The sequence below is a fragment of the Deltaproteobacteria bacterium genome (assembly GCA_018668695.1).
Lineage (GTDB): Bacteria > Myxococcota > XYA12-FULL-58-9 > XYA12-FULL-58-9 > JABJBS01 > JABJBS01.
The window spans coordinates 1-20,298 of the sequence record JABJBS010000137.1 but is presented as its reverse complement, the minus strand read 5'-3'; the positions used below and the strand labels follow the sequence as shown (position 1 = coordinate 20,298).

Genomic DNA, 20,298 nt, shown 5'->3' with positions numbered 1-20,298 from the left:
CTTCAGGAGCAGTGGCTTCGCCTTCGGGAGCGGCTTCAGGGGCAGTGGCTTCACCTTCAGGAGCAGCTTCAGGAGCAGTGGCTTCACCTTCCGGAGCAGCTTCAGGAGCAGTGGCTTCGCCTTCGGGAGCGGCTTCAGGGGCAGTGGCTTCGCCTTCGGCCGCAGCTTCAGGGGCAGTGGCTTCGCCTTCGGGAGCGGGCTCTTCTGCTTCAACCACCGGCTCTGGTGCTGGTGGTGTGTAATTCGTTCCGTCCAGGCTTACTAGGCCAGGTGTCCCAAATGCGATGGGCTCAACATAGCGCTTGGCATCTTTTTGTAATGGCCACTCGCTCTTACGAAGCTCGTTCAATGCGACCAAAGTAGACTTCGTCCACTTGTTCGCAATTTGATACTCACGCGAACGTTCAATGACTGACTCGTATTGCTGTACCGCTGCATCTTCGAGAGCAACTGCTTGTTCCTCAAGTAAGACTTTTCGCTCGTCGCAAAGGTCTTCAACGTAGAGGTCCATGTCCTTGGCCAATTTCTTGTACTCAGGAGGACATTCCGAATCAAACATCTGCTTCATCAAGAGCTGATAGAGATTCGCCTGACGGTAAAGTGCTGCCAACATCCATTCAACTTGTTTGAAGCGTAGGATGCCTTTGTAACTCTTACCCAAGTCTTTGATAGACTCCATTTGTTCAAGCAGGGCTTTTTGCTGAACTTCATCACTGCCCTTAAGCTCAAAACTGGCGAACTTGTCGTAGTCAGGCTCGAGTAACTTAAACTCGGCTTCTGCCGCATACAGAGCTGATTTATCCTCTGGTTTTGCGTTGTACTCTTCGATGATTGTTTCGTACTTTTCTCTGGCCTTCTTTAAGTCTCGTCGCTTACCCAGCTTCTCGTAGGTCTTCGCCATCCGTAAATGGGCTTCCAAGACGCGGTCGCGGTGAAGTTCGTTTTTCGCATAACGCTTGATGAAGTTAGCATACGTTGAGAGGACTCTCTTTGGATCATCCATCTTCTCGTAAACTTCACCAGCTCGGAAACAAACCTCAGGTGCGTCGTCTCGATCGGGAAAGACATCACAATACTTGAGGTACTGCCTAGCGGCCTTCTTGTATTGCTGCATCTGCTCCAAGGCGAAAGCTACGTTGTAAAAAGCATCCGCTCGGCTCTCCGAGTTTGGATAATCTTTAACCAACTTCTGGTAAGTTTTCAGGGCAGAGTCAAAGTCGAAGAAGTTCTGTGCGTTTACACCAACTCGGAATAATGAGGCATCAGCACGCGGCGACTGCGGGTACTCATCGACAATGCGCTGATACATTTTCATGGCAGAATCAAAGCGCTTGTTCTTCTCAAAAGAAACGGCGGCGTTGTTCAAAGCAGAATCGGCATTTGCGTACGTTGGGTTCTCGTCGACCAAGGCAACATAGAGAGCAGATGCATCATCATGCTTGTCGCTACCAGCGAGCTCTTGAGCAACCATAAACTGAGCACCCGTTCGATAGCCCTGGAGCGAGCTTAGAAGGTCAGGTAATTGAGCGAAATTCTCGTCGTCGATAACCTGCTTGGTGAACGCAACCACCGAGCTGTAATCACGTTTGGTCTGGTAAATATCAACGATCGATTCAACTGAAAAGCTAGCGGTCTCATCGTTGGTTGGATACTTCAACAAGACGTCTTGGAAGCGGGTGAGTGCTTCATCGAGGTGGTCGTAGCCAAGATTAATTTGTGCTGATTTGTAGAGGAAACCGGCCAGGTTCTCATCATCTGGCTTCATACGGCCAAGCGCATCGGTTGCTGAAATCAGGTTGGCGTAACGTTCCGGGATAGGCTGCGGAACAATTTCGACGCCTTCTTCACGTTCAGCACTTGTCTTGATGGTGAACTCTTCAAAATCACCGCGCATGACAGCTACTTTGATGCCATTTTCATAGGCAAACACTGCGTTGGAAGCAGAATCTATAACAAAGTCATCGTTCATACCGCTGTCACGTACTCGTTCAAAGTAGGTAACGGCTTCGTCGAATGCCTGAGAATAGTAGAGGGTATCCGCCAAGTAATAAGTTAACTCATAAAGCTGCTTATCGTGTGGGTAACGGCCTAGGTAATCGCTGTAACCTTCCGAGGCACGTCGATAGGTTTCGGTTGCCAATTCGAAATCGCCCGAATCTTCATACGCCTGTGCTTGCTCGTGGTAGAAAACAGCCGCAGCGTAAAGTGAACGACGAGATAGATCTTCGGCATAAATAAGGGCATCAAGATTGTCTTTATTGGTCTCAAACCATGCGCCGCCTGGGCTGAAGTTTGCCGTAAGAACATCACGTGCCTTCGCAAGACCTTCAAAGTTTCGCTGCCGCTCAAAAGCAGTCATGATTTGCTCTTGAACTTTAGGAGCCTCTGGATGGTCTGGGTAACGATTTTGAATGATTTCAAAAACCTCAACGGCTTTATCAAATAGCGTTTGGTCGAAATACACACTGCCAAGTGCAGAAAAAAGGTCTCGGTTATATGGCTTATCATCACGGCCATCGATCAGAGAGAGCATTTTTTCTAGACCGCCCCAGGTCTCATCGGCGTAGGCAATCGCTACGTATTGCTTGGATTCTTTCAGGAGTTCGCTACCGCGTTCCGCACCTTCAGCAGCGGTCTTCACGTTGAAGTCGAGTAACTCAAGAAAGTAAGAAACGCTCTTATCGAACTCCTGCGGTGAGTCGATTGGATCGGCTAACCGAAAGTGGGTCCACGCCAGTTTATAGAGTGCTTTGTCATAAAAAGCGGAGTCGTAGTGCGGCAAGACCTTTTGGAACGAATCACGAGCTTGTTCTAGGTCGCTTCCACCGAAATGGTACTCACCAATTCGCATCCAAACTTCTGGGCTAAATTGGCTGTTTGGAACCTGAGCAACGAGATCCTCAAAAATATTTAAAGAACCATCTTCCTCACCCTGCTCTCCCAGGCAATAGCCCAGCAGATAATACGCGCCGTCTACAAGTCGGTAATCAGGGTATTCCGTTATCAGTCGCTGCATCATAGCGATGGTCGGCTGAAACTCGTATCCAGGTAGCTCGGGTTCTTCCACGCCAGAATCAGGGTCCCAGCTTTCCAGGGCAACTTCAAAATCATCGTTGGCTTGGAGATATTCGTCGTATGATCGCTCGTAATAAAGCTCGCTCAAGCGAAACATTGCATCGGCTGTATAGGCATCACCGTCGGGGTGACTCTTAACAAACTTCTCGAATTGTTCGATTGCTTGGAGTCGGTTCAGCCGTTGCTCTTCTTCAAGCTGCACCACCGCGTCTTCGTAGTAATCGACAAGTAAGTTTCTTTTCTTGCTGAACTTATATTCAATGAGCTGTCGAGCGGAACTTCTATATGACTCGGCAGAATCCGAGAAACGGCGAACTAAATCCTCAAGCGCTTTAAGTTCGGCTTTTTCAGCTTCGGTATAGTTTGCCTCGGGAGCCTGAAGTCCGGGCCCCAAAAGTGGAGAGCCATTGTCTTCGGCTTTTGTTTTCTTCACAGCAGTCGGCGCGTTTTCCTGCGCAAGAGCACCACCGGCCCAGATTCCCATCGCTAAAGATGCGGCCACACAGGCCCCTATCAATCCTCGTGCGTTCATCATTCCTCAAGAACCGACTTGAACTGCTCATCGAGTTGCTTCAACTCACGTCGCTGTTCTGCCAATTTTGTTTCGATGTCTTTGGTTTGGAGTTCCTTGAGTTGCCATGCAACATCCAAGATCCCAACATCACCTCGCATCACGATATTTTGAAAGCGCTTTTGAACCGCGGCAATCGAAACTGCGGCGATTTCACCCACAAGACGCTTTGCATTGCCTCGTGCGAGCGTAAGAGCCTTATATTGGTCGCTGATAGCTCGTTGCTCACGCGCCAGCTGTACCTTCATTTCACGGGCTTTGGTTCCGCCAGCTTCCTTCAGGTAGGTCTTAAATTTTAATAACTGGTCGTTTAACCTGGCCGCATCCGAGCGAGATTTCTCGATCGCCAGCACCAGAGCTAAACCGGAGTCTTCACCGTTAACTCCTGAGTTCATCAGCAAATCACGTTCACGTTCGAAGGTCTGTTGGTACCGAATATCCAGTTCGTCTTCTTCAGCCTTAAGAGCCAGCATCACAACATCGATGACTTCATCTCGTACAACTTCCTTTTCGAAACCATCTTGGCTGCTTAAAAGTTGTTCAATGACTGAAGCAACCTCATCTAAGCGCACTCGAAAATCCGAATTGGCCGCTTTATCGGCGACAAATTCAGGGTTGTTTTTGATCCACTTACGAATCCGCGCGACTTCGCGCTTTTGATCCATGAGCGTCCAACGAAACTTGTAAACTTGTTGCCGTGCATCTTTTAGCCGAGCTTGGACACCTGCTTTTTTCGCGTCAATCAACTTACGTTCGGCGATTAGGTCCTTCATCTCGTTAGATACGCGCATTGTCGAACCAGTATTTTCGGCTCCTGCTATATTCTTTCCAACGAGGTACATTTGACCAACTGAAAGAATTTCTCGCTCACGAGCGAGAGTCGCTTCATAACGAGCACGAAGTTCATCTTCTTCCACAGCCTCTGCCGTGGTTACCGAAACCAGGGTTTGCTCACGCTTGATGTCCTGAACCAAACCCTTTTGAAGGGTTTCCATTTCGAGGATTTGCTGATCAATTTGCTGAACACGACTTCTGAAGATGGCTTCATCCTCGAATGGAAGGCTGTCTGGGTTCGCATTGAGCCAGCGTCTTAGACCAACAAGCTCACGTCGTTGCTCTTCCAATGACCATTGAAGACGAAACGCTTCTTTTTGAACACCTTTCATGCGCACACGCATTCGGCCTGCACGGCTCTCGTAGTCTTCCTGGCTCTTCGGTAGGTTTTGGTAGTCTGGCTCTAACCGTTCCCGCTCGGCCAAGATAAGCTCAAGCTCTTTTCGGCGTTCTGGAGAAAGATGTTCGAGTACCAAGCGGCGTTCAACTTCAAGCAATCGCTTTGTGACGGTCACCAGGCTGTTCTCAAGCTCCATAGTTCGAGCACGAGCAGGCTGAAGCCCTGGAAAAAATGCCGCGTTCTCGTCGTCAGAGAGCATTTTGAGCATGTTCTCTACGATTTCACTCGATTCGTTAACCATCTTCTCGGCGTCGTCGAGGTCGCTCACCACAGCCATTGCTTCTTGTAAGTGTTGCTCTTCGCTTGCCCATTCTAGGGCCATTTCTGGAATATAACCGCTTCCGGTTTCACTCTTCACAGCAAGCTCTTCATAGTATTCGACGGGATCAACCATCTTATTCTGAACCATAGTGAGGTCATCACGAATCGGGCTGTACTTGTCAGTTACCTGAGAGAACACATCCAAGGCTTCATTAAAGCGGCCCAACCAGATGTAGATATTGCCCATAAGGATTCGGGCTTCGGCGGCAATCCGTGCATCAGATACAGACACCAAGAGTATTTCGATGGTGTTAAGTGCTCTACGGTATTCAGCGACCCGTTCTTCCATAGTCTCTGCCCTGGAAGCGGCTTCCACATACGCCCAAGTGACTTCATACATAGCCTCTTCGAAGTAAGGGCTATTTCGTGCAATGAATTGATAGCTGTCTTTGGATTCGGTCAGCATACCTGTTTCCAACAAGATACGTGCCCGGTTCATCGCCGCTAAATCTTTAATATCGGCAGCATCTGGGAAGGTATCCGCGATTCTTGTTAGCTCCTCGAATACCTGAGCGGCTTCCATCATCAATTCAGGTTTTTGCTGTGCTCGAGATAGCTCAATCAAAGCAACACCGTAAAAATATCGAATCTTAGGGTACAAGAAGTGCTTCGGGTCAACGCTGTTGACCATATCCGGTACAAGTTCCGGCTTATTTTGCTTCAGGAGGCTTTTGACCGTGCTGTAAACAACTGCAGGGGCCAAGTTGCCCTGGTTTCGCAAGAGGTCAAAATACTTTTCAAGGCCTTCCCACTGGTGGCGCATATCCGCAATCTCAACGAGGCGGCGAATAGAGTCGATCAGAAAGGTTTTATCGCCGCGCTCAATCAATTCGCCGAAGTAACGTTTAGCCGCTACGAAATTTCCAGTTTGGAACTGTGATTCGGCCATGTAGTAAAGAGCCTTGGGGTAACCCTGCTCATTTCGGTTCATCGGGTCATTGACGAGTCCATGAAGAGCAAAACAAGAGCGTTGATAATCTTTCAGCAGAAAGAGGACTTCACTATCTGTGAGCCGTTCTGCAAAGATCTTGTCACCCTTGAAAATCTTTACATTTGTATAGTCGGTCGCAAGAGTCTTCATGCTCAAGCCCAAAGCAAGAATTTGATTTTGGACTATTTGAAATTCGACTTCGGGTGATGGCCGAGTATCTACAATCTCAGAATCGCTGGATTCTTCGTCAGCCGCCCTGAGGTTTCCCGGTCCAAGTAATAACCCACAGGCTATCACCCAAACCCAATGTGTCGTGCGAAGCGATGGCATGCAGCTTTTCATCCCCGTACCAATGGTGAATCAGACCCAATTACTGGTTCGCTGATTCATCTTCGTTCGTAGCGTCTTCTTTGCGGAAGGCTCGCGTTGTTTCGATGTCGTAGCGAACGGTAGGTCGCTCGGTCAGCTCAGTTGTGATTCCACCCTTTTCAAAACCGACAACGCGGACCGAAGTAATCCGGCCTTCTTCGGCCGTAAAGGTGTAACTGGACTTAATTTTGAACTTGTAATCGTTTAAGTACGAGAAAATACCGAATCCGTTACCGCGGTATTCCAGATAAACTGAAATCTGGTGGTTACCAGGAGCGACGGTTCCGTTGAAGATCTCGATTTCATCGGCATCTGCGAGTTCACCTTCGCCGCTGTCACGTCGGTTGAAGATTGGCGTTCCGTCGAGTGAATACTGAGCACGCGCCAAGCTAAACGAAGCGCCCATCTCGTTGCGGTGGACTACTTTGGCCTTCGCGCCAGAAATTGTTCCGTGAAGAACCACCTCTTGCAGCTGAATGAGGCGAGCTTTACTCTGGAAGATTTTCTCTTTGAGATCGTTTACCCGCTCTTCGATGTCTCGAAGTTTCAGGTTATATGCTGGTTTGTCACCGGAGACCCCAGTTGTTTGCGCAGAGACAGGGGCCGCAAGACTCAAAACGGTGACTAAAATCGCCAATATCCCAAACCGAATACTATGCATTTTCATGGACTTATCCAAAAGTGCAGTTAAGCACCCATTCAACGAACAATTTCCTTATCCAAACCCTTGTGGCTCGAATATTTAATCATCCGCATATCAATTCCCGCCTAGGTTAACTCTGCCAGCCACTGAGGTCAAATCGATGCAAAAAATACCTATAATAATAATGAGTTATGCTCATTTAAGGATCGCGTATTCGGAGCGAATCCTTCAACCGCCCTTTTTGAGCTCGATCAGAACCTTACGGGCGATACCTTTGAGGGTATCAAAGACCCCTTCACCGGTGCTTGCTTGAGCCTCAAACTGAGGAACTCCGTTGGGGTTGAACATCTCTTTGAGCTCTTCCACAGACAGAATATTCGCCAAATCTCGTTTGTTATATTGAAGAACGAACGGAAGCGTCGCCAAGTCGTAGCCTTGCTCAATCAAATTTTCCTCAAGGTTCTCAAGTGACTCAAGATTTGCTTCCATTCGGTCAATTTGGCTATCGACCACAAAAACAACACCATCCACACCTTTGAGAATGAGTTTTCGGCTCGCATCGTAAAATACCTGACCAGGCGTCGTATAAAGGTGAAAACGGGTCTTGAATCCGCGGATCTCACCTAACGCCAAAGGAAGAAAGTCGAAAAAGAGGGTTCGCTCGGTCTCGGTGGCCAGGGAAATCATCTTTCCGCGAGCATTGGGGTTCGTGCGATTGTAGATATATTGAAGGTTCGTGGTCTTCCCGCACAAACCAGGCCCGTAATAGACGATCTTGCAGTTGATCTCTTTGGCGCTGTAATTAATGAAAGACATAACTTACCTGCGGCTCCCGCCTACTTAAAAAGATTATCGATCTCAGCATCAGTCACACCGGCCAGCGGTGACTGGGGAGTACTTTTTTCTGAACGCGTTTGCATAGCCTCAAAAACGCCATTCAAAAGTACTGTTGTTTGTTTAACACGTAATCGAACCAAGCCTAAGCTACTTCGCCTATCAAACATCACAACCAAAATGGCCCGCTGCCCAACAATCGATAAATGAAGATGGTCTTTTTCGCCCTCATGAAAAATGTTGGGAAACTCTTTCTCCCCCATAAGCCGAGCCAAACCACTTGTAGCCGCCATATTACCTGCAGTCAGCGACGCCAGTGAGGTTAAGTCGAGATGCTCAACTTCGCCGTGGCTGGTGATAAACTGACCATTTCGGTCCACCAACATCACCGCACGTGCATTTGCGGAACGTTGCAAAGCACCACAAAGCTCAGAAATTTCCTGATGCTCCTCTTCGTGCATGCTGGTTGAGCGCAAAGCCAAAATTCCTCATCTCCTGCGACTGTGACCTATGGGTTTATCCAACGCGATCTTAGGAATTTGACTGTACAAATAAGAACGCCCGGGCGCAACAAAGCCACCAGTTGGTTACGAATCAAAACTTTGGCGAGCGCTCAACGCACGGCCAAGTGTGGCGTGGTCCAAATACTCGAGTTCTCCACCCAGCGGTACACCACTGGCCAGTCTTGTGACTTGTACTTCACTGCCTCTGAGCAATCGGGCGATGTACAAAGCGGTTGCGTCTCCCTCAACCGTTGCATTCGTTGCAAGAATGACCTCGCTGTAGCCCACCTGGTCAACACGCTCTAGAATATCTCGCAGCTTGAGTTCTTCCGGGCCGACTCCATCTAAAGGTGCCAGCGAGCCATGTAGAACGTGGTAATGCCCGCGAAACACGCCACAACTTTCCACTGCTCGTAAATCAGCCACGCCCTCAACCACACAAAGGACTCTCGGATCCCGACGGGCATCTGAGCAAATCGGACATTTCTCTGCCGTGCATAAGTTTTGGCAATCATCGCAAAGGCGCACCTGCTCAACAACATCAACCAAAGCTCCCGCTAAATCACGGGCCAAGGGTGGCAAATCAAAACGTGATGAGTCCCGAGCTTGCTTCAAAACGAAAAAAGCTAAGCGCGCGGCGGTGCGTTCACCGATACCCGGTAAACGACCAAGCTCTAGAATCAATTTCTCAATGGGATCTGGTTGCGACACAAACGTACCTACTTGTTAGGAATACCAAATTGCGAAAGGTCGATCCCCATATCTGAGGCCATAGAGCCTGCTTGATTTTGCATCAACTCTGAGATCTTTGAAGAAGCCTGATTGGTCGCGGCGCGAACCAAATCTTCCACAAACGCAGCTTGGTCTGGCGTAAGAATCGCTGGGTCCATTACCACTTTTTCCACTTCGTGACGCCCATTCATGGTGACCTTCACCATGCCACCACCAGCTTCGCCATCAGCTTTTACATTGGCAGCTTCTTTTTGTGCTTTTTCCATCTGGCCACGCATCTGCTCAGCCATTTCCATGATTTTACTTAGGTCCATGTTTCACTCCCGACGTCACGCCTTTTCCAACAAAAGAACAACGTTTTCTATTAACAATGATTCTAGGATTCTGATTTCAAAACCACAACCGATTTAATTTTCCCGCCAAGTATAGAGACTGCATCCAACACCCGTGGGTCAGAACGTGTTTCTTTTTCAATTGTTGAGATCTCTTCCTTGAGTTCCGCCTCTTTAAGCTGCGCAAGGGATGGATGGTCGGTAGCTTCAGCTGAGCTAAGTCGGCGTAATTTTACGGTCGTCTGAAAATTGAAATGCTTACAAATAAAGGTCTGAATAAACACAAAGTTTTCACTTTGGCGTGCGCCCTCATTGAAAAAGTTTTCTGACTCATCAAAACCCAACACTGTTTGTTGTTTCTCAAATTGAATCAGCCGTGCATGTTCAAGGATTGAGGCGACAAACGGGTTTTCTTGTAGAATAGATGAAACCAACGTTTGCCATTGCGCATACATTTCTTTTTGCTCTGGCTGGATACAAACACCGGCTGAGCACCCAGGTTCCGGATTCGGGATTTGTGATTCGGGAGCCTGAGAGTTCTCATCATCCGCCAAAGCTTCCGCTTCGGCTTCAGCGATCGGCTCCGCAGGAGGTGCCGCTTGCAACTCTTCCCTGGGAACTGGCATCGGCGGTTGCTCCTCAACTCGCTGTTTTGGCGCAGCTGCAGGGCTTTGATTTTGCGGTTCTGGCGCAGGAGGCTTCGTGGTTTGTGGTTGCGGCTTCGATGCGGGTACAGATTCGGGCTTCGGTTCAGGCTTCGCTAGCTGTTCTATCGCTGGCGCTGCTAATGTGACCTTCTCAGATTTCGATGCGGGATGCGCCGATTGCGCTTTAGGCTTTCCCGGCGAGCCTGGGCCCCCACCTTCAAGCAGTTTATCAACACGGTCAAGCAGGTCCTGCACACGTGTTGCGGGTTCCACCTCTAGAACTCTCAGAAGTCCCATTTCGAGACTAACCCGTTGAAAGGATGAATGGGTTACAGTTCCAGCCATGTCCACGATGATGGCAAACATTCGATGTAACTGTCCGACGGTACACATGTCAGCTTGCTTGGAAAGATTCTCAAGCTCGCCTGGTGAGCGATCAGCGAGTACTTTTTTCACATCTTGAGCTGACTTAAACACCATTAAATCGCGCACATGCTCGACCAGCAACGTACAAACATCAGCTAAGTCGTGGCCACGCGTATCGAGGTTATCAACGCCAGCGAGCACCGTGTCTGCATTTTTTTCCAAAAGCGCTTGGAAGAGTTCGAAAATGGTTTGGCGATCTACGATACCCAAAGCATCAATGACTGCAGCGTCGTCGGCCACTCCCCCGGTGAAGCTCAAGACTTGGTCCAATAAGCTCATCGCATCGCGAACCGAGCCTTCGGCTTCTCTGACCACCGCGTGGATGGCTTGAGGTCCAAGTTCGAGCGCCTCTTTTTCCAAAACATTTTTCAAGTGATTCGTTAGTTGTCCCACCGAAACCTTGCGGAAATCAAAGCGCTGGCAACGACTTAAAATCGTCACCGGAATCTTCTGCGGCTCTGTCGTCGCAAACATAAACTTTACGTGGGGTGGTGGTTCTTCGAGAATTTTAAGCAACGCATTGAACGCGCCCTTCGAAAGCATGTGCACTTCATCAATAATGTAGATCTTGTAACGGGCGCGGCTCGGTAGGTAGCGCGCGTTATCAATAAGCTCACGGATATTGTCGACGCCGTTATTCGACGCTCCATCAATCTCTCGTAAATCGGGACAAGACCCCGCTGCAATCTCTGCACAGATTGGATCATCGCTCGACGGCTCGAGGCTCGGTCCGGCCTCAGCATTAAGCGCCGCCGCCAAAATACGAGCTGTTGTCGTTTTTCCAACACCGCGCGCACCTGTAAACAAAAAGGCGTGGTGCACTCGGTCCATTTTAATTGAGTTTTGCAGCGTACGAACGACGTGCTCTTGACCCACAATGTCGGCAAAAGTCTGAGGACGGTACTTACGAGCTAAAGCAAGATAAGACACGTTGTGGCCCCCAAGAAAAGTAGATGGTTATGCAATATGCGAATGGCGGAGCGAGAGGGATTCGAACCCTCGGTACCTTGCGGTACACACGATTTCCAATCGTGCACCTTCGGCCACTCGGTCACCGCTCCAGGTGACGGCCCGGCTACTCGGCACCCCGACATCTTCGCTACCGTTGCTTCCTTCCGGACCTGGCGGATTTTACGAAGAGCGGCCACCGAGACCGGACCATCATAAACAGACGCATATTGCGTGAATCAAATTGTCATTCTCAACACTCAGCACATTAAGCACTAAGTGAGTTGGCTTGACTAACTCAAAACCACCTCGAAGATCCAGCCTCAAAAATCAGGCCGGGACGGGTGTCTAATTCAACCAGACTAGAAAAACAAGCGTAGAGAGCGGAGTTAGGGGTCTTTTCGTTTAGCGCGCAGGTCCTTAAAAAACTTAGACAATATCTGCGAACACGGCTCTTTCAGAATTCCCCGGACCACTTCAGGGCGATGATTGAGCCGTTCATCCTCCACGATATTAAAAATTGTCCCGCACGCGCCCGCCCTTGGATCGCCCGCACCGTAAACAATTCGATCGAGTCGACTGTTCACAATGGCTCCGGCACACATCGGGCATGGCTCCAATGTGACGTACAATGTGCACTCGATCAGCCTCCAGCGGCCGAGCTCTTCGGCTGCCTTTCCAATGGCTAATAATTCAGCGTGAGCCAATGGATCTTTGTTTAATTCCCGTAGGTTATGAGCTTTTGCAATGACTTTCCCCTCGTGAATCACGAGGGCACCTACCGGTACTTCACCCTTGTCTGCGGCCAACTGAGCTTCCTCAAGGGCCTGGCCCATCCAATGTTCATCATCTTGATACTGCTCGGCCATGGAGAGCTCCTGGGTTATCAACAAGTGGCTATCTTCTCAGCTTGGATTATACTCGTTCTTAAGATGTCGCAACGTACGCTCATCATGGCTTGCCTCCTACTGGGTGGTTGTAGCCATGCCGTCGAAAAAATGCCGTGGCCAGCACCAATAGACGCGCCTCAGGGCGGCACCATGTTGCCCCAGCCCACACCTGTTCTCGAATCGGCGGCAGATAGTAAAAACGGGACGGTTACGGAAGATCCTTCAACCCCGACCAAAACCCGACAAGATCCAAGCTGGGTAACTCCACAATGGGTTCGCTTCCATCCCAAACGCAATCTAAAACCAACTTCAATCAGCCTCGATTGGCCGTTGGCCGCCACCGGCATCACCAGCCTCTACGGACCCCGCCCCGATCCATTGGAGAAACGTCCCGGCTTTCACTACGGCGTTGATATGTCGGCAGAGTATGGCACGGTCGTCCAAAGCACCGCCGCAGGGCGCGTCATCTTAGCGGGTTGGAATGGTGGACATGGGCGCCGGGTGGTTATCCAACACATCGCCGGTTACCGTACAAGCTACAGCCATCTCTCTCAGGTTACTGTGGTTCAAGGCAGCTGGATTGAGTCGGGGCATTCTATTGGACGCGTGGGCAACAGCGGCCGCAGTACTGGTCCTCACTTACACCTTGAGGTCACCCGGTTTGGCGAACACCTAGATCCCTTAGACCTTCTGGGAACCAAGCTCTCTACAGATTAAAGCAGCGCGCATCTTCATCATCAACGCGGCTTCTTTTTCCCAGCAATGCGCTGAGCTTGTTTCGCGACGGCTTGAGGGACACCTTTAGATTTGGCCAAGTTCTTAATATCTGCTGCCCGCAACAAGTTTAGAAAACGCATCGCCAGGGCAAGAGGTGTCTTGGGGTTATAAACCAAGGCCAGCTTCACGGGATAAGGACGAACCATTTCTCGACTATTACTGATGATACGAATCACCTCGTCGCATAAACTTCTGTTTTGGGCCGCAGATAATACTTCCGCTTCAGATAGACGCGGGTTTCGTACTGCAGCTGATGCAACAACTCGGTTCGAATCACGGATCAAAATCATGCGTGCTTCGCGGTTACCCTTGAGAGCCAAAGCGACCTTTTGGGCCGCGGTCAACTGAGCCACCAGCTTGAGCATTGGAACACGGCGGCCATCATCATCTTCTTCAACAGCCCCATCGTCCTCTGTAAAATCGCCCATCTCTGAAGGCAATTCGACAAGCTCAGCAAAGTGCTCCATTTCGTTGGCGGAAAGACGACCCATAGCCTGGGCAAACTCGGCCATCTCATCGTAAATCACACCAGAGCGCACCAAAAAGTCGAACATCCGGTCAAGGCTGGCTCTCGAAACCGAACCATTGGTACGAATTTGAGACACTATTTGCTCAGAACGAAGGCAACGTTCCTGGTTACCCAATACAATCTCTGCAAGAGGTTCAGATAATTCGGACGCTACGCCAGCAATGACTTCATCGCCGGTATTCTGATTCAGGAGAATCTTCTCGAGAAGTCCCTCTCGGTTTTTGAGGTGCGGCGTTGCTATCGCCAGTGCCAAAGGTGGTAACTCTCCTTCGAGAGCAGGCGCCAGTAAGTCATCGGGCAATTTGCCAAGGCTTGCAGCCGCCGAGGCTGATAACTTTTCGTCGCTGTCGATTGAAAGTCCGCAGAGGACAATTAAGAGCTCTCGAGGTGGCAAAGGCGCCATACCTCGTGCAGCCATCATTCGGGCTGGACCGCCAGAAGGAGCTAAGTGCTTGTGATATTGTTCTCCAAGACTCTCAAGCAGTTCGCTTTGGCTCATCGACCAGCACCCCCACGGTTACGTTCACTGATTAGGCGCAGGCCTGAAAGCGTCAAAAACTCATCAACTTCTTCAATTGATTGAGAGTGGCCAGCAATTAAGCGGGCAACGCCGCCGGTGGCGATGACTCTAAGCGGAAACTTAAGCTCTTTTCGCATCCTAGCAATCATACCATCAACCAGACCCATATACCCATAAAGAATTCCGGCCTGCATACTCGTCACCGTGGTCTTTCCAATAGCCGACGGCGGAAGCTCCAGCGCTACCCGCGGCAGCTTCGATGCATTTTGATAGAGTGCTTCGGTTGAAATATGAACGCCCGGGGCGATGGCTCCTCCGAGATATTCACCTTTGGGGGAGACCACATCAAAGGTAGTGGCAGTACCAAAATCAACAATTATCACGCCGTGATCGCTGGTACCCGCGTTTTTATAACGCTCAAAACCCGCTACACCATTCACGATTCTGTCGGCCCCTACTTCGCGCGGGTTGTCGTATAAAATGGGCATACCTGTTTTGATACCTGGCCCGACAATAACCGGCTCTAATTTTAGGCGCTCACGGGCCATATCCCCGAAAACCCGGGTCAGCGGAGGAACGACGCTTGCCAAGACCACTTCGTCGATGGCTTCAATCGCAATACCGCGGTCGTGGAGGACTTCGCGCAGGAGGACGCCCACTTCATCATGGGTTCGGCTGGGCCCGCTGGAAAGGCGAAAGTGATGGCAAAGTCGTTCGCCTTCAAAAATACCAAAAACCGTCTGAGTGTTTCCTACATCTATTGCCAGTAACATACTCTTCTCCTACCTCGCCCTGAGCTGTTCACGCAAGCACAGCGTACTTGCTCGCCGGACAAGGCTCGACTATCAGATATTATGATCCGCAAGCCCTTATTCGCACTCCTGTTTAGCCTTGTGGGGCTAACCTCGCCAAGCCATCTCGAGGCTCGTACATTGGGTAAAATTTCAAAAGATCAAAAAAAGACCTTTTCAATTGCAATGAAAGCCATGCGAGGCGGCAATTACCCAAAGGCTCGTCAAAACTTTCAAACTCTACTCGGCTCAAATCCAGACTGGGGCCTCGTTCATCTCCAGCTAGGGCAAATGGCACTTAATACTGACTCAAACTCCAAACGGGCAATCAGCCACCTCTCCAAGGCCACCCGGTTGATTCCCACAAACCCCAGAGCACAGCATCAACTTGGCCTCGCATACCAGCTTGGCGGTAACTGCTTAAAAGCACTCGATGCATTCAACAGCGCCATCGAACTGCGCGCCAGCTACCTCAATGCCTATATCTCCAAGGCGCAATGCCAAGAGCAAAAGGGGCAAACCGGTCAAGCGATCAAGACACTTGAGACCGTGTTGGCGATGAAGAATAAACACGAGGGCGCTTTGGGGAATCTGGCCAGGCTTTATGAAGAGAAAAATATGACGTCTAAGGCTGAAGCTATTTTGGTTCGGCTCACTAAACTTCAGCCCAAAGCCTTCGCCTATCAATTAACACTGGCTTATTTTTACCAACGGCAGGGATATCAACAGAAAGCCAAACAAGCATTCGACAGAGCCAATGTCCTTAAACCTCGCCCGCGTCGTAAAATGCGACCGCTTCTTAAATCGAGAGATGCACCTTAGCTAAGCAAGAGATGACAGGCCCAAACGGCGCCCAGTACCCCTGCAATATCCGCTAGCAAGCAAGCTGGCAGCGCATGACGGCTGTCCTTGATACGGGCAACTCCAAAGTAGAGCGCCAAAACATAGAACGTTGTTTCGGTGCTTCCTTGCATGGTCGAGACAATATTACCGATTAAAGAATCTGCACCGTGAACAGCCATAATCTCACTGGACAACCCATAGGCACCCGAACCAGATAGCGTTCTTAGCATTGCCATAGGTAAAGTCTCGGCCGGCATTCCAATCATGCTGGTGAATGGGTCCAACACGCCAACCATCAATCCAATGGCTCCAGACGCACGCAACATTCCAACCGCAACCAAAATAGCAACCAAGAATGGAATGATCCGCAACGCAACATCAAAGCCCTCTTTACCGCCTTCAACAACGGCGTCATAGACCTTCACGCCTCGTACGACTCCGAAGATCACAATCGAAACCAAAAGGACGACCAAAAGCCAATCACTCAAGACACCCCGAAATACATCAAGCAAAGGTGGGGCATCTACAGCGGTCGCTTTTTGATTCAAGGCATAAATAAGCGCTGCCGCTACAGATAAAGCCAATCCATAACCGGCCCGCTTTTGCCAGGCAGGAACCTCAGCTTGCTCATCAACCATCAACGCTTCAGCTTCTTCAGTGTCGAGAGCCAAGATTTCAGTATCGTTGCTATGAACTTCCTGAGCCTGGGAAGTCACTAAAGCTTCACGTTTGAACATCGGCAAGCCAGACAATACCCGCGCACTTAAAATGGCAACCGTTGTCGAAATGGCCGTCGCCATCATGGTCGTTAAAATAATCGAACCCGGATACTGAGCGCCCGCCGCGGCCCGCAATCCAATCATCCCCGAAGGAAAAATCGCAAGTCCCGATGTATTGATCGCTAAAAACAAACACATTGAATTGGTGGCCACACCTTGTGTTTTATTGAGCTTATTCATCTCAATCATGGCTTTAAGCCCAAAAGGCGTAGCCGCATTGCCCAATCCCAACATATTCGAGGTGATGTTCATAATCATCATACTCATCGCGGGATGCTCTGGGGGAACGTCAGGAAAAAGTCTGACCATCACCGGCTTGAGAAAACTAGCCATATCTCGTAGCAGGCCACCATGATGCAAAATACGCATCATCCCCAGCCAAAAGGCCATGATACCAACCAGACCAATGGCCAAATCCACCGCAGCTTTCGCCGAGTCGATAGACGCTTTGGTTACAGCATCAAGAGTACCGGTAAGTGCGCCGCAAATGACGGCGATAACGATCATAACAACCCAGATGGCATTCAACATGGGTGGGTCATAGCTTAAGGCTTAGAACAATTCAAAACTCAGAGAGTTCAATCAGCGCGCCACCAGCTCATCCGGGACCGTGTTACCCGGAATCGCTACCCGAAGCCCAGCATCGAGGGCCAATCGGGCGATGCCGACGGCACCAAGATTCACAACTCCAAGCCCACGATTTAAACTCGGATCCTGCCAAAGTTCGATTTCGTGACGGCAAATATCCTTGAGTCCCGTTGAAACCTTATCCGTATCGGCCTCAAGTAAACCCAAAAAGGCTTGCACGTAGCCGCCTCGAAGCCCTTCGCTGAATTCATACCGTGCCAAAAGGTTGCTCAACCGCTGCACATCTCCGGTTAGCCAGAGGCCTGCACACCAGACCCGAAACACATTAAAAATTTCGTGGAAAAATAAATTTGGATCCGTCACGCTGCGAAACATTGTATCGGCAAGTTCCAATTTCCCAACCGCAATGGCCCCGTAAATGGCCTCGGCACTGGCCGTGGACCGTCCCGCTACAAAGTGGCTGTTGCGATCGAGCTGGTAACGTCCTGCCCGCAATGCCTCATGGAGCGTCACCATCCAGCCAATCGACTCCTCGACACTTTCGCACCATTGCTTCCCATCACGTTCTAAGAAAAATTCACAGTGCGCGGCCGAAAGTCCCAATTCAAAGACTTGAGTATAAAGCGCCGGCGCCGGTAACGCCTGCTGATGACTTTCGAGCGCGTCACGGGTGTTTAAGAGTGAATCGTTGGCGTGGGCGGCCTTCTCATCGAGTTGCGTCAATTCGCCTCGAATTTCCGTAATCCGCTCTTGTATGACGTTAAGCTTTTCCTCGCGTTCATCTTGAAGATTTAGTTGGCGCGCACGTTCTCGTCGCAGCCGCCTAAAAATCTGACCTTTACCTTCGCGGTCCATTTCACTCTGAATTTCGTCAATCTTGCGCTTAATGGCCGCCAATTCCTGGTGAAGTGCAGCGATGGCCTGATTTGATTCAGCCAGCTCTCTCTGATTCCGTTGCGAATTTTCCTCGCAATCCCGCACACTTCGAGCAGCATCTTGATGGTTCACTGCGGCCTTCTCAAGCTCACTGCCCACAGCCGCGACTCGGTCCTCGGCCATCGCCAAGTCTCGCTGAACAACGGGCAATTTGTGGGCAACTTCAGCCATTAAGCCCAAAACGTATGCCTCAGTTAAATTACTCATGCACCAAGTGCTTTCCTTTGCTTGCAGAGACGAGCCAGAAAAAGATATAGCCACCTTCAATGTCATCTAAGATATATAAGTTTTCCGTTCTGATCTTAAGTTTTGTTGGAATTGTTCTCATTTCCGCATGCGGTAACCCCTGCCTCACCCTCGCAAAAGATGTTTGTAAGTGTGAGCCAACGGAGACATTACAACGTAGTTGTATCTCAGCGTTAACCGACGACTCCGATGAAGGGCCCAGCCAAGAACAACAAAACGTCTGCTCAGATCTTCTATCCACGACCTGTACCGGCGACGATTTGTGCGAAAGGCTCGCCCAGGGCGACCTTGCAGCATGTGGCTTATCCCAGATCGATTAACCGGTAAGACATTCTACCTAAACCCGAGATTGGTGTTATACCTCAGGCATGACTACAGGCAGCTCTCATAAACCAACGGCTCCAACCAAGCGTAAAAGGCTAAGACTCAACCTAAGCCGAGCCATGTTTGTTCTGCCTAACTTGTTCACTCTATCCAGCGTATTTTGTGGGCTCTATGCTATCGCCTTAATCTCAGGCACTCCGGGTCCTCAAGAGCTCAGCGGTGCATGCCTTGCGGTCTTTTTCAGCGCTTTTTTCGATATGGCCGACGGAAGAGTTGCCAGACTAACGAGAACTCAATCAGATTTCGGCATGCAGCTTGATTCTTTGGCCGATGCTGTTGCTTTCGGCGTCGCCCCCGCGATGATCGTCTACAAATGGGGCCTCATCTCCCTGGGAATGGCTGGCCTCGTCACTGCCTTTATTTACCTCGGCTGCGGTCTTATCCGGCTCGCCAGGTTCAATGTTCTCGCTGCTCATGAAGAAGGCACTTCGTCCTACTTTACCGGTGTGCCGATTCCACTGGCCGCCGGCATGCTCTGCTCCGTGGTCATGTACCACCAACAAACCCTCGCTGAACCCGCTATCAAGCTTACCTTCGTCATCGGTATGACCGTAGCACTTGGTATTTTGATGGTTTCCAATGTTCGCTACCGTAACTTTAAGAATGTAAAAGCGACCGCAACTTCTATGAGTATCCTCGGTGCGCTCCTCGCCGGCTTTATTGGCTTGGCCATTGGCGTCAAAGCATCATTCGCCTTCATGATTTACTTCTCAGGCTACATTCTCTTCGGGCTCATCGAAGAAGTCATCCGGCTCAAGCGTAAAGTGACCGCTCGCCCTGCACATCCTGAATGCGATGTACTTGAAGAAATAGAAGACGATGGTTTTGAAACCACGTTCTCAGGTGAAGACAGCCACTGAGTCCAAAAATCGCTCGATTCTGCCCTGCTCTCGCTCACTTATCCCCAAAACTTCCACCACGGCCTAGCCTTAGACGGCTCGTTAAAGAGAATAAAGCATTGTGGGGTCACCGAACTCCCTGAGGGCTCAATCTCTGTCAGGTATTGAACCTCGAGGACCATAGCTACTGCTCACTCTCCATACTTTTTCGTAGCCTCAATTCTTACCGGGTCAAGAGCAATGGATTTAGCTTCCTCCGAATTCTGCACCTCAACGGCCCGGTTCACAAAGGAGCCGTGAACCTTCCCCTATCCTCACCATGAACCACCAAAGTGAGGCCTTGGCCTTGAATCATCACATTAAAATGCACTGCTCAATCTCTTCTATAAAACGAGTGTAAGGAGCAAAATCGCGAATCTAGGGGCTATCAAACCTGCTGGAGACCTAGTCTAAAGTCTAAATCTAGACAAAAAAAAAGCAGCTCGTGAGAGCTGCTTTTTTCGACTCGTCCGAGTCTTTCAAAACCGAATAACAAACAAAAATGCACGTGCGAGACTGACCTAGGTGTCCGAGTCCGAAGACTCTAGTGACTCCTTAGAAAGGAGGTGAT

At 50.0% G+C, this 20,298-nt stretch carries 17 protein-coding genes, 1 tRNA gene and 1 other RNA gene; 4 read left to right on the top strand and 15 right to left on the bottom strand.

Annotated features, from left to right (window positions below; genetic code table 11):
- The 11 genes from HOK28_07565 to HOK28_07515 form a co-directional block, all read right to left on the bottom strand.
- Positions 1 to 3,577 (bottom strand): tetratricopeptide repeat protein (locus HOK28_07565; protein ID MBT6432931.1); only part of this gene is annotated, 3,577 nt, incomplete at its 3' end.
- A 29-nt stretch (positions 3,578 to 3,606) separates the two neighbouring features.
- Complete coding sequence (locus HOK28_07560; GenBank protein MBT6432930.1) at positions 3,607 to 6,462, bottom strand: tetratricopeptide repeat protein; 2,856 nt, start codon at positions 6,460 to 6,462, stop codon at positions 3,607 to 3,609.
- 40 nt (positions 6,463 to 6,502) lie between these two features.
- Positions 6,503 to 7,168, bottom strand: coding sequence for a dihydrolipoamide acetyltransferase (locus HOK28_07555; protein ID MBT6432929.1), 666 nt, complete (start codon positions 7,166 to 7,168; stop codon positions 6,503 to 6,505).
- Between the two features lie 204 nt (positions 7,169 to 7,372).
- Positions 7,373 to 7,960, bottom strand: coding sequence for a gliding-motility protein MglA (locus tag HOK28_07550; protein MBT6432928.1), 588 nt, complete (start codon positions 7,958 to 7,960; stop codon positions 7,373 to 7,375).
- A gap of 20 nt (positions 7,961 to 7,980) precedes the next feature.
- Complete coding sequence (locus HOK28_07545) at positions 7,981 to 8,439, bottom strand: roadblock/LC7 domain-containing protein (GenBank protein ID MBT6432927.1); 459 nt, start codon at positions 8,437 to 8,439, stop codon at positions 7,981 to 7,983.
- A gap of 126 nt (positions 8,440 to 8,565) precedes the next feature.
- The gene (gene recR, locus HOK28_07540; protein ID MBT6432926.1) at positions 8,566 to 9,192 is read right to left on the bottom strand and encodes a recombination protein RecR; all 627 of its coding nucleotides are present in this window, start codon (positions 9,190 to 9,192) and stop codon (positions 8,566 to 8,568) included.
- An 8-nt stretch (positions 9,193 to 9,200) separates the two neighbouring features.
- Positions 9,201 to 9,527 (bottom strand): YbaB/EbfC family nucleoid-associated protein, encoded by a 327-nt coding sequence (locus HOK28_07535; protein MBT6432925.1) that lies wholly within the window; start codon positions 9,525 to 9,527, stop codon positions 9,201 to 9,203.
- 62 nt (positions 9,528 to 9,589) lie between these two features.
- Positions 9,590 to 11,548 carry a DNA polymerase III subunit gamma/tau gene (dnaX, locus tag HOK28_07530; GenBank protein MBT6432924.1) on the bottom strand — a complete coding sequence of 653 codons (1,959 nt, stop codon included), beginning with the start codon at positions 11,546 to 11,548 and terminating at the stop codon, positions 9,590 to 9,592.
- A 43-nt stretch (positions 11,549 to 11,591) separates the two neighbouring features.
- Positions 11,592 to 11,679 (bottom strand) — tRNA-Ser (locus HOK28_07525).
- Positions 11,680 to 11,682: 3 nt separating this feature from the next.
- An RNA gene (gene ffs, locus HOK28_07520) (signal recognition particle sRNA small type) lies at positions 11,683 to 11,779 on the bottom strand.
- Between the two features lie 176 nt (positions 11,780 to 11,955).
- A complete protein-coding gene (locus HOK28_07515; protein ID MBT6432923.1) occupies positions 11,956 to 12,435 on the bottom strand; it encodes a nucleoside deaminase in 480 nt (159 codons plus the stop codon).
- Here HOK28_07515 and HOK28_07510 point away from each other — a divergent pair.
- Positions 12,406 to 13,173, top strand: a complete 768-nt coding sequence (locus HOK28_07510; GenBank protein ID MBT6432922.1) for a M23 family metallopeptidase — start codon at positions 12,406 to 12,408, stop codon at positions 13,171 to 13,173. The genes HOK28_07515 and HOK28_07510 overlap by 30 nt on opposite strands.
- Positions 13,174 to 13,193: 20 nt before the next feature.
- Here HOK28_07510 and HOK28_07505 read toward each other — a convergent pair whose 3' ends face one another.
- Together HOK28_07505 and HOK28_07500 are read right to left on the bottom strand one after the other, a co-directional pair.
- Complete coding sequence (locus tag HOK28_07505) at positions 13,194 to 14,261, bottom strand: hypothetical protein (protein MBT6432921.1); 1,068 nt, start codon at positions 14,259 to 14,261, stop codon at positions 13,194 to 13,196.
- Positions 14,258 to 15,055, bottom strand: coding sequence for a type III pantothenate kinase (locus HOK28_07500; protein ID MBT6432920.1), 798 nt, complete (start codon positions 15,053 to 15,055; stop codon positions 14,258 to 14,260). The genes HOK28_07505 and HOK28_07500 overlap by 4 nt, the downstream gene beginning before the upstream one ends.
- Positions 15,056 to 15,259: 204 nt before the next feature.
- On the opposite strand from HOK28_07500, the gene HOK28_07495 reads away from it, so the two are divergent.
- Complete coding sequence (locus HOK28_07495) at positions 15,260 to 15,895, top strand: tetratricopeptide repeat protein (GenBank protein ID MBT6432919.1); 636 nt, start codon at positions 15,260 to 15,262, stop codon at positions 15,893 to 15,895.
- Here the strand turns inward: HOK28_07495 and HOK28_07490 are convergent.
- Both HOK28_07490 and HOK28_07485 read right to left on the bottom strand, forming a co-directional pair.
- Positions 15,892 to 17,226 (bottom strand): spore maturation protein, encoded by a 1,335-nt coding sequence (locus HOK28_07490; GenBank protein MBT6432918.1) that lies wholly within the window; start codon positions 17,224 to 17,226, stop codon positions 15,892 to 15,894. The genes HOK28_07495 and HOK28_07490 overlap by 4 nt on opposite strands.
- Positions 17,227 to 17,277: 51 nt before the next feature.
- The gene (locus HOK28_07485) at positions 17,278 to 18,426 is read right to left on the bottom strand and encodes a hypothetical protein (GenBank protein ID MBT6432917.1); all 1,149 of its coding nucleotides are present in this window, start codon (positions 18,424 to 18,426) and stop codon (positions 17,278 to 17,280) included.
- Positions 18,427 to 18,485: 59 nt separating this feature from the next.
- Between HOK28_07485 and HOK28_07480 the strand changes: the two genes are divergently transcribed.
- Entirely contained in the window at positions 18,486 to 18,785 is a 300-nt protein-coding gene (locus tag HOK28_07480) for a hypothetical protein (GenBank protein ID MBT6432916.1), read from the top strand.
- Between the two features lie 48 nt (positions 18,786 to 18,833).
- Positions 18,834 to 19,709 carry a CDP-diacylglycerol--serine O-phosphatidyltransferase gene (gene pssA, locus HOK28_07475; protein ID MBT6432915.1) on the top strand — a complete coding sequence of 292 codons (876 nt, stop codon included), beginning with the start codon at positions 18,834 to 18,836 and terminating at the stop codon, positions 19,707 to 19,709.
- Positions 19,710 to 20,298 lie beyond the last annotated feature (589 nt).

Excerpts from the sequence above, each read along its gene's own strand:
- HOK28_07550 (MBT6432928.1), bottom strand. The coding sequence starts at position 7,960 with ATGTCTTTCATTAATTACAGCGCCAAAGAGATCAACTGCAAGATCGTC.
- HOK28_07485 (MBT6432917.1), bottom strand. The coding sequence starts at position 18,426 with ATGAGTAATTTAACTGAGGCATACGTTTTGGGCTTAATGGCTGAAGTT.
- HOK28_07510 (MBT6432922.1), top strand. The coding sequence starts at position 12,406 with ATGTTCATCATCTTGATACTGCTCGGCCATGGAGAGCTCCTGGGTTAT.
- HOK28_07480 (MBT6432916.1), top strand. The coding sequence starts at position 18,486 with ATGTCATCTAAGATATATAAGTTTTCCGTTCTGATCTTAAGTTTTGTT.
- HOK28_07555 (MBT6432929.1), bottom strand. The coding sequence starts at position 7,168 with ATGAAAATGCATAGTATTCGGTTTGGGATATTGGCGATTTTAGTCACC.
- HOK28_07545 (MBT6432927.1), bottom strand. The coding sequence starts at position 8,439 with ATGCACGAAGAGGAGCATCAGGAAATTTCTGAGCTTTGTGGTGCTTTG.
- pssA (MBT6432915.1), top strand. The coding sequence starts at position 18,834 with ATGACTACAGGCAGCTCTCATAAACCAACGGCTCCAACCAAGCGTAAA.
- HOK28_07500 (MBT6432920.1), bottom strand. The coding sequence starts at position 15,055 with ATGTTACTGGCAATAGATGTAGGAAACACTCAGACGGTTTTTGGTATT.
- HOK28_07515 (MBT6432923.1), bottom strand. The coding sequence starts at position 12,435 with ATGGCCGAGCAGTATCAAGATGATGAACATTGGATGGGCCAGGCCCTT.
- HOK28_07535 (MBT6432925.1), bottom strand. The coding sequence starts at position 9,527 with ATGGACCTAAGTAAAATCATGGAAATGGCTGAGCAGATGCGTGGCCAG.
- HOK28_07495 (MBT6432919.1), top strand. The coding sequence starts at position 15,260 with ATGAAAGCCATGCGAGGCGGCAATTACCCAAAGGCTCGTCAAAACTTT.
- HOK28_07560 (MBT6432930.1), bottom strand. The coding sequence starts at position 6,462 with ATGCCATCGCTTCGCACGACACATTGGGTTTGGGTGATAGCCTGTGGG.
- HOK28_07490 (MBT6432918.1), bottom strand. The coding sequence starts at position 17,226 with ATGTTGAATGCCATCTGGGTTGTTATGATCGTTATCGCCGTCATTTGC.
- HOK28_07505 (MBT6432921.1), bottom strand. The coding sequence starts at position 14,261 with ATGAGCCAAAGCGAACTGCTTGAGAGTCTTGGAGAACAATATCACAAG.